Below are 6,181 nucleotides of genomic sequence, written 5' to 3' on the forward strand. Positions count from 1 at the left end.
CAAGAACTAAATCATAAGGTAACGGGATCAGCCGTTAGCTAAAACTCGTCTTGCTTCACGATAACGTGCATTCCAGTAGGACTCTTTCAGATTTGAAATCATCACACCGTTGCTGGTGGACGCATGTACAAACTGATCGTTACCTAAATAAATGCCGACGTGACGGCCTGTTGAACCCGCACGGAACAGAACCAGATCACCCGGACGCAGTTTCGTGCGCTGGATTTTCTTGCCTTTCTCTTCCTGTTCATAGGTTGAACGAGGTAAATCCATACCAAATTGTTCGCGGAATGTTACCTGAACGAACGCTGAGCAATCGATACCACGCTTGCTGTCACCGCCCAACCGATAACGAACGCCTTTCCAGCCAGCGTACTGATCCATAATTTTGGATTTAACGTTGACGTTGCGAACCATTGCTTCGAATTCATCCTGAGAGGCTTGCAGTAGAAGGCCATCATTGCCATTTACTGCACGCATATCAGTTTGCGCGTTTTCTGTGTTCGAAGAATGTGTACCACTACATGCAGAAAGAATAATTGCTGCACCAATCGCGGGAATTATCCGCGTGATATATCTCAGAAACGGTTGAGACTTGACCATTATTGTTGTTATCCCTTGCTGTCCTTAACGATGAAATCGTTATTAAAATTGCCAAACGAAGCGAGATTACCTGCCATATATCTGTGGGACAAATACCAGGGGGAGGAAATGTGCGTCGGAGCACGTTTTTTTCCTGAACCGGGGTGTTTTTAACACAATTCTATACAGGCGAATTGGAGATTACCGTAATGAACAGGTGATTGCGAGAGGTATTATGAGATTTTTTATAAGAAATTGTGATGTAAGGTGATGTAAGTAAACATGTTAAAAATGCTGTGTGATCTTTACGCGAATTTGGGTTAAAACCGCATCAATAGCGCGTTCAGGGGACATAATACAGCGCAGAGGCGTTGAGAAACATCCTTTAAAAAGGCCCGGCAAATCATAAAGATCTGCCGGGCCATAAATATTATGTATGCATCCAAAATTATGCGTGTGTCTTAGGATTTTTTTTACCGGGTAATTTTTGATCAAGCCAGTTAATCAGCGTATCGCTGGCTGGTGTCATCAGCCACCAGCTGGCACCGACCAGCACGACGGACATTGAGCCGACCGCGATATCAGTAAACCAGTGCGCACCAATCATCACGCGTGGGAGTGAGAAGATGAGGGTGATGATCAAGGCGACAGCGAATGCTGACTTACTCAGGTAGCGCAGCATAAAACATGAAAAAATAATCAGCATCATGCCATGGTCGCCGGGGAAGCTGTCGCTGGAAGCATCTTTGGTGGGAATGCCGGTCAGTTCGCTCACGCGGTTTACGCCCGGGAAGCTGAGTGACGGGCTTTTATGGCTGACAGGCAATAAATGTCCGAGCTGGTTGAGCACAACGGCAGTCAGCAACATCACGACACCAATAATGATGTACCGGCGACGCCCGTCGCTATCCTGCTTCAGGAAATAGCTCAGATACAGGATTCCCATCGCCAGCAATGAAATCAGATCAAAGGCACGATTATTGGTCACGGCGACCAGGTGCAGAAACCACGCATCAGTGGCCAGATGTTGATTAAAAAAGAAGAAAATCGATTTATCAATCGGGAACCAGAAACCATGGTTTGCTGGCAAATAGAAAGATAAAAATAAGGCAACACCTAATACATTGAGTATCAGGATTGCGGGAATATTGCGGCGCCACATAAAGGAAGACCTATTCTTAGCAAAGTAAGGAATAACTTAGTTAGCGTTAACTTAATCTGATCAACTTAAACGAATCTTCAACAAGGAGGATTGTATTGCATTCCACTGCACTTCATTTTGCGTAATAAGCTCAATTCTGCTGTCTAACGGCGCCACCGGTTTCGTTTCAATGTGTAAGTCATTGCCCTGACGGTTAATCAGTAATGTGCCTTCTTTAATGCGTATAACCCCTTTGACGCGATCAACCGGCACCGCGCGCGCCCAGTCGAGAATGCCCGCGGTCTCAAACTGCGTTTCGCCATCAAATATCCACCCGCAACTGGTATAACCGTCAGCCTGATTCAGCGCGCGACGCCAGCGCTGTTTTCCCGGCAGGCTCAGTGCAGCCAGTCCTTGTTTAGCGGCGTGAGCGTGATGATGTTTACCTTGCGGTAACTCAACCAGATTCTGGCGCGGAAAATCAAGTAATGTCAGGTCGATCTCACCTTGCGAAGCCGTCACCAGAAGTCGCTCGTGACCATTCTGCTGATACCATTCGTCCAGCTTCTGCGTGTCCTGCGCCTGCGTCACATCAGACTTATTTGCCACGATAATGTCTGCTGCGGCTAACTGATCGCGAAAGTTTTCATTATCAGTCACCCGCTGATCGCTTAACTGACGCGGATCCAGCAGGCAAAGCGTGGCATTGAGTGTCAGCCAGTTGCTGTAAACGTCAGACGTCAGTAAAGAAAGAATCTGTTTCGGATGCCCCAGCCCGGTGGGTTCTATCAGCAAGCGGTCAGGTTTAGCCTGCTGCAATAACATATTCAGGCCGACCTGCATTGGCAATCCGTTCACACAGCACATGCAACCACCGGGGATTTCCTTCAGAACCGCACCACTGTCAGCCAGTAATGCACCATCAATGCCGACTTCGCCGAATTCATTCACCAGCACGGCCCATTTTTCACCTTCAGGCTTCTGAGCCAGAAGGTGGCGCAGCGTGGTGGTTTTTCCGCTTCCCAGAAAGCCGGTGATCAGGTTGGTTTTGGTCATGGTTGCACATCCTTTTTGAAAAATTCCCCGCCAATGTGCAGCGACGCCTTAAGAAAATCCAGCGTTGCGCCGATGTAAGACATGGATTGCTTATTTTTGCCGGCAGGCAAGCAAGATTTATTTTTCCTCCAGACGTGTAAATTCAATTAGATATATTAATGTTAAATTGTGGTTACGGGAACTTTAAAATTAATAGTTATGATGAGGTGTCACCATGAACAGAATTACCTGTGTACTGTTTTTGGGAGTCATGGCCTCAGGGACGATTCAGTTTGCCAGTGCCGCTGCAACAGGCGGAATTATTCATATTACCGGGTCAATTGTTGACGGAGGATGTCACTTCAGTGCCGCACGTAATGCGGTGATCAGCGACTGTGATCGTGGCGGAAAACAGGTGAGGCAAGTTCATACGCTGAATGCGCAAAATCCTTCTTCTTTCGCCTTGCCTTTGTCTCTCGGGCAGGTCACCACGCGGCATATTAATAATGATCCTCGCCTTGCGGTGATGACGGTGAGTTATAACTAAGCAGCCGTAAATAGTTAGTATCGTTAATATGTTTCGCTTCGGTCATTGAGCGCGATAATGCAATGTATCGTTATGTGGCCGGACAACTTTATGAACTGGCTGGCCCAATCTTGATCGGGCCGTCAGTTTTCTATTCCTGTCCTTTCCCTTTTTGCTGACATGTTATAATTTTCTCTCTTATTTCAGGCATCAGAACGATTAATCAGATGTCAGACCAATTGAGCTTGTGTCAGTGAAAGGGGCAAAAACATGCGACTTTATCAGGAGATAGGCGGTCATTTACGTCGCGATATCCATGCCGGAAAATATGCCCCTGGCGATCGCCTCCCTCCGGAGCGTGACATTGCGGAGTCTTATTCCGTCAGCCGAAGTGTAGTGCGTGAAGCGCTGATCATGCTGGAGCTGGAAAAAGTGGTCGAAGTGCGTAAAGGTTCCGGCGTCTATGTATTGCATCAACCGGAAGATAGCCAGCCGGAAAGCGCTGACAGCGGATATGGCCCGTTCGAGTTATTACAGGCGCGGCAATTGCTGGAAAGCGAAGTCGCAGCTTTTGCGGCGATGCAGGCCACTAAGACAGATATTCTGCAAATGCGCGATGCCATTGATGCACAGCGAGAATGCATTGCACGTGGTGTCTCCGATGATGCTGAAGATCAGCGGTTTCATGCCTTGCTGGCGCAGGCTTCCCAGAACAGTGTGCTGGTTAAACTGGTGGATGATCTGTGGCTGATCCGCCAGCGCAGCTCCATGTGGCAGGGGATCCATCAGCATGTCGGCGATAAAAACTACAGTCAGATTTGGTTGCAGGACCATCAGACAATCTTGCAGGCAGTACTTCGCAGGGATCCGAAAGCCGCCAAGCAGGCGATGTGGCAGCATCTGGAAAATGTCAAAGATATGCTGTTACAGGTTTCGGATGCCGATGATCCGTCTTTTGACGGATTCCTTTTTTCCTCAGTCCCCTCAGAACTGAACGACTGATACCGCCGCACAAATAAGAACGGCTGCCGCAGCAGCCGTTCTTAGCTTCAGTTGCCGGGCTTAACCTACGTATTTTGCCACGGTTTTCTTCGCGCCAATTCTTTGCAGATCGGCATACGCGCTCACTATGGCCGCTACGACTTTCTCTTCATGAGGCAATTGCTCACCGAATACGCCCGTCAGGGCCAGCAGGGCTTTCACCCGCGGTTCGCCATCTTCGGTTGATGCCACAATTTTAGCGACGGTTTCAGCCATCGGATCTTTAATCTCAATGGGCTGCCCGGCATCATCAGTACCACCGACATAACGCATCCAGCCTGCCACGCCCAGCGCCAGTAATTCATAGGAACCACCATTTTTAACATGCCAGCGGATGGAATCGAGCATACGTTGTGGCAGTTTCTGGGTGCCGTCCATCGCGATTTGCCAGGTTCGGTGTTTCAGCGCCGGGTTGCTGTAACGTGCAATCAGGCTGTCAGCATACGCACCGAGATCGACACCCTCGACGCTCAGCGTCGGAGCTTGTTCATGCAGCATCAGATGATGGGCAGCGGCCTTATAGTTGGCATCTTCCATACAATCGTTGATGTGCTGATAACCGGCCAGATAGCCGAGATAGGCGAGGAAAGAGTGGCTGCCGTTCAGCATGCGCAGCTTCATCTGTTCGAAAGGTAAAACGTCGGCAACCATCTGTGCGCCAGCTTTTTCCCAGTCCGGACGGCCCGCCACGAAATGGTCTTCCACGACCCACTGAATGAAGGGTTCACAGGCGATACCGCAAGGATCGGTCACACCTCCGAGGGCTTCGGTGATTTCTTCCAGCGTATTTTCCGTCGCGGCAGGAACAATACGGTCAACCATGGTGCTTGGGAAAGAGACGTTTCCGGCGATCCATTCCGCCAGTTCTGCTGAACGTGCTTTCGCCATGCCCAGTACGGCATTTTTTACCACCAGACCGTTTTCAGGAATGTTATCGCAGCATAAAACGGTGAAGCCAGGTAAGCCGCGCTCATGACGTAAACGCAGGGCTTCGACTAAAACGCCCGGAGCGGTACCCGGCGCCTGACCGCCCGCCAGATCCTGCTGAATTTTTGGATTTTGCAGATCCAGTTCGCCGGTGCCCGGCTCAATGCAATAACCTTTTTCAGTGATGGTCAGGGAAACAATCGCGATCTGTGGCTCAGTGAGTTTTTCAAGTACTGCTTCCAGTCCGTCAATCCCGCCGTGCACAGATTCATGTGCAGAGCCGATGATAATCGCCTGATTGCCGTCCGCGCCTTTTTCCAGCACGGTAAACAGATGATTTTGCTGACGCAAACTCTGGATCAGCGTTTCATTGCCGAACAGGCTAATTTCGCAAATGCCCCAGTCGCCCCCCTGGAGGTTCAGCACGCGGTTGGTCAGTAGCGCCTGGTGAGCGCGATGGAAGGCACCAAATCCGAGATGAACAATACGGCTTTTTAACGCATCGCGATCATAAGCAGGCAATGACACTGCTGCAGGCAGGGACGCTGTGGCAATAGTTTTCATGCAATACTCCAGGCAAGTCAGAAATAAATAATTGGTCAGGCCAAATTGGGGCTATTTACCCGTCAGTTGAATTTTATGCTGGATAAAGCGACGATTTAAGCCGAAATCAGGGCTTAGAGTGTAAAGTCATATGATAGAAAGGGGAATTGGTAAGTCCAGATAGCCACTCATTTTGTGATGCAGATCCACTGTCTGAAGGATTAATCGCAAAATGCAGACAATAAAAAAGGAACGCCGCAGCGTAATGCCGATCGTTTAAGGATCAGTTGACCGATCCTGTGGCTCGTGTAAAAAGGGTTCATGCTCATCATGGACCCTTTTTAAATGGAACTTTCACAAGCTCTCGGTATTATCAATCTTACTGC

At 49.2% G+C, this 6,181-nt stretch carries 6 protein-coding genes; 2 read left to right on the plus strand and 4 right to left on the minus strand.

All coding sequences use genetic code 11. From position 1 onward, the window contains the following. Positions 1–27 precede the first annotated feature (27 nt). The 3 genes from mepS to AACU55_RS13670 all read right to left on the minus strand — a co-directional run bounded on the left by mepS (position 28) and on the right by AACU55_RS13670 (position 2,779). A complete protein-coding gene (mepS, locus tag AACU55_RS13660; RefSeq protein ID WP_013574652.1) occupies positions 28–603 on the minus strand; it encodes a bifunctional murein DD-endopeptidase/murein LD-carboxypeptidase in 576 nt (191 codons plus the stop codon). 427 nt (positions 604–1,030) lie between these two features. Beyond that, the gene (locus AACU55_RS13665) at positions 1,031–1,744 is read right to left on the minus strand and encodes a phosphatase PAP2 family protein (protein WP_013574653.1); all 714 of its coding nucleotides are present in this window, start codon (positions 1,742–1,744) and stop codon (positions 1,031–1,033) included. Positions 1,745–1,804: 60 nt separating this feature from the next. Then, positions 1,805–2,779, minus strand: a complete 975-nt coding sequence (locus AACU55_RS13670; protein ID WP_037036145.1) for a CobW family GTP-binding protein — start codon at positions 2,777–2,779, stop codon at positions 1,805–1,807. Positions 2,780–2,993: 214 nt separating this feature from the next. Between AACU55_RS13670 and AACU55_RS13675 the strand changes: the two genes are divergently transcribed. Next, the gene (locus AACU55_RS13675) at positions 2,994–3,305 is read left to right on the plus strand and encodes a hypothetical protein (RefSeq protein WP_134705620.1); all 312 of its coding nucleotides are present in this window, start codon (positions 2,994–2,996) and stop codon (positions 3,303–3,305) included. Positions 3,306–3,554: 249 nt separating this feature from the next. After that, positions 3,555–4,286 (plus strand): FCD domain-containing protein, encoded by a 732-nt coding sequence (locus tag AACU55_RS13680; RefSeq protein WP_013574656.1) that lies wholly within the window; start codon positions 3,555–3,557, stop codon positions 4,284–4,286. A gap of 60 nt (positions 4,287–4,346) precedes the next feature. Here the strand turns inward: AACU55_RS13680 and AACU55_RS13685 are convergent, their stop codons facing one another. Then, the gene (locus AACU55_RS13685; RefSeq protein ID WP_134705621.1) at positions 4,347–5,816 is read right to left on the minus strand and encodes a mannitol dehydrogenase family protein; all 1,470 of its coding nucleotides are present in this window, start codon (positions 5,814–5,816) and stop codon (positions 4,347–4,349) included. Between the last annotated feature and the right edge of the window lie 365 nt (positions 5,817–6,181).

The sequence above is a fragment of the Rahnella sp. CJA17(1/100) genome (assembly GCF_963881615.1).
Lineage (GTDB): Bacteria > Pseudomonadota > Gammaproteobacteria > Enterobacterales > Enterobacteriaceae > Rahnella > Rahnella aceris.

What these genes read in the sequence shown, in the direction of transcription:
- AACU55_RS13685 (WP_134705621.1), bottom strand. Translation starts at nt 5,816, where the DNA reads ATGAAAACTATTGCCACAGCGTCCCTGCCTGCAGCAGTGTCATTGCCT.
- AACU55_RS13665 (WP_013574653.1), bottom strand. Translation starts at nt 1,744, where the DNA reads ATGTGGCGCCGCAATATTCCCGCAATCCTGATACTCAATGTATTAGGT.
- mepS (WP_013574652.1), bottom strand. Translation starts at nt 603, where the DNA reads ATGGTCAAGTCTCAACCGTTTCTGAGATATATCACGCGGATAATTCCC.
- AACU55_RS13675 (WP_134705620.1), top strand. Translation starts at nt 2,994, where the DNA reads ATGAACAGAATTACCTGTGTACTGTTTTTGGGAGTCATGGCCTCAGGG.
- AACU55_RS13670 (WP_037036145.1), bottom strand. Translation starts at nt 2,779, where the DNA reads ATGACCAAAACCAACCTGATCACCGGCTTTCTGGGAAGCGGAAAAACC.
- AACU55_RS13680 (WP_013574656.1), top strand. Translation starts at nt 3,555, where the DNA reads ATGCGACTTTATCAGGAGATAGGCGGTCATTTACGTCGCGATATCCAT.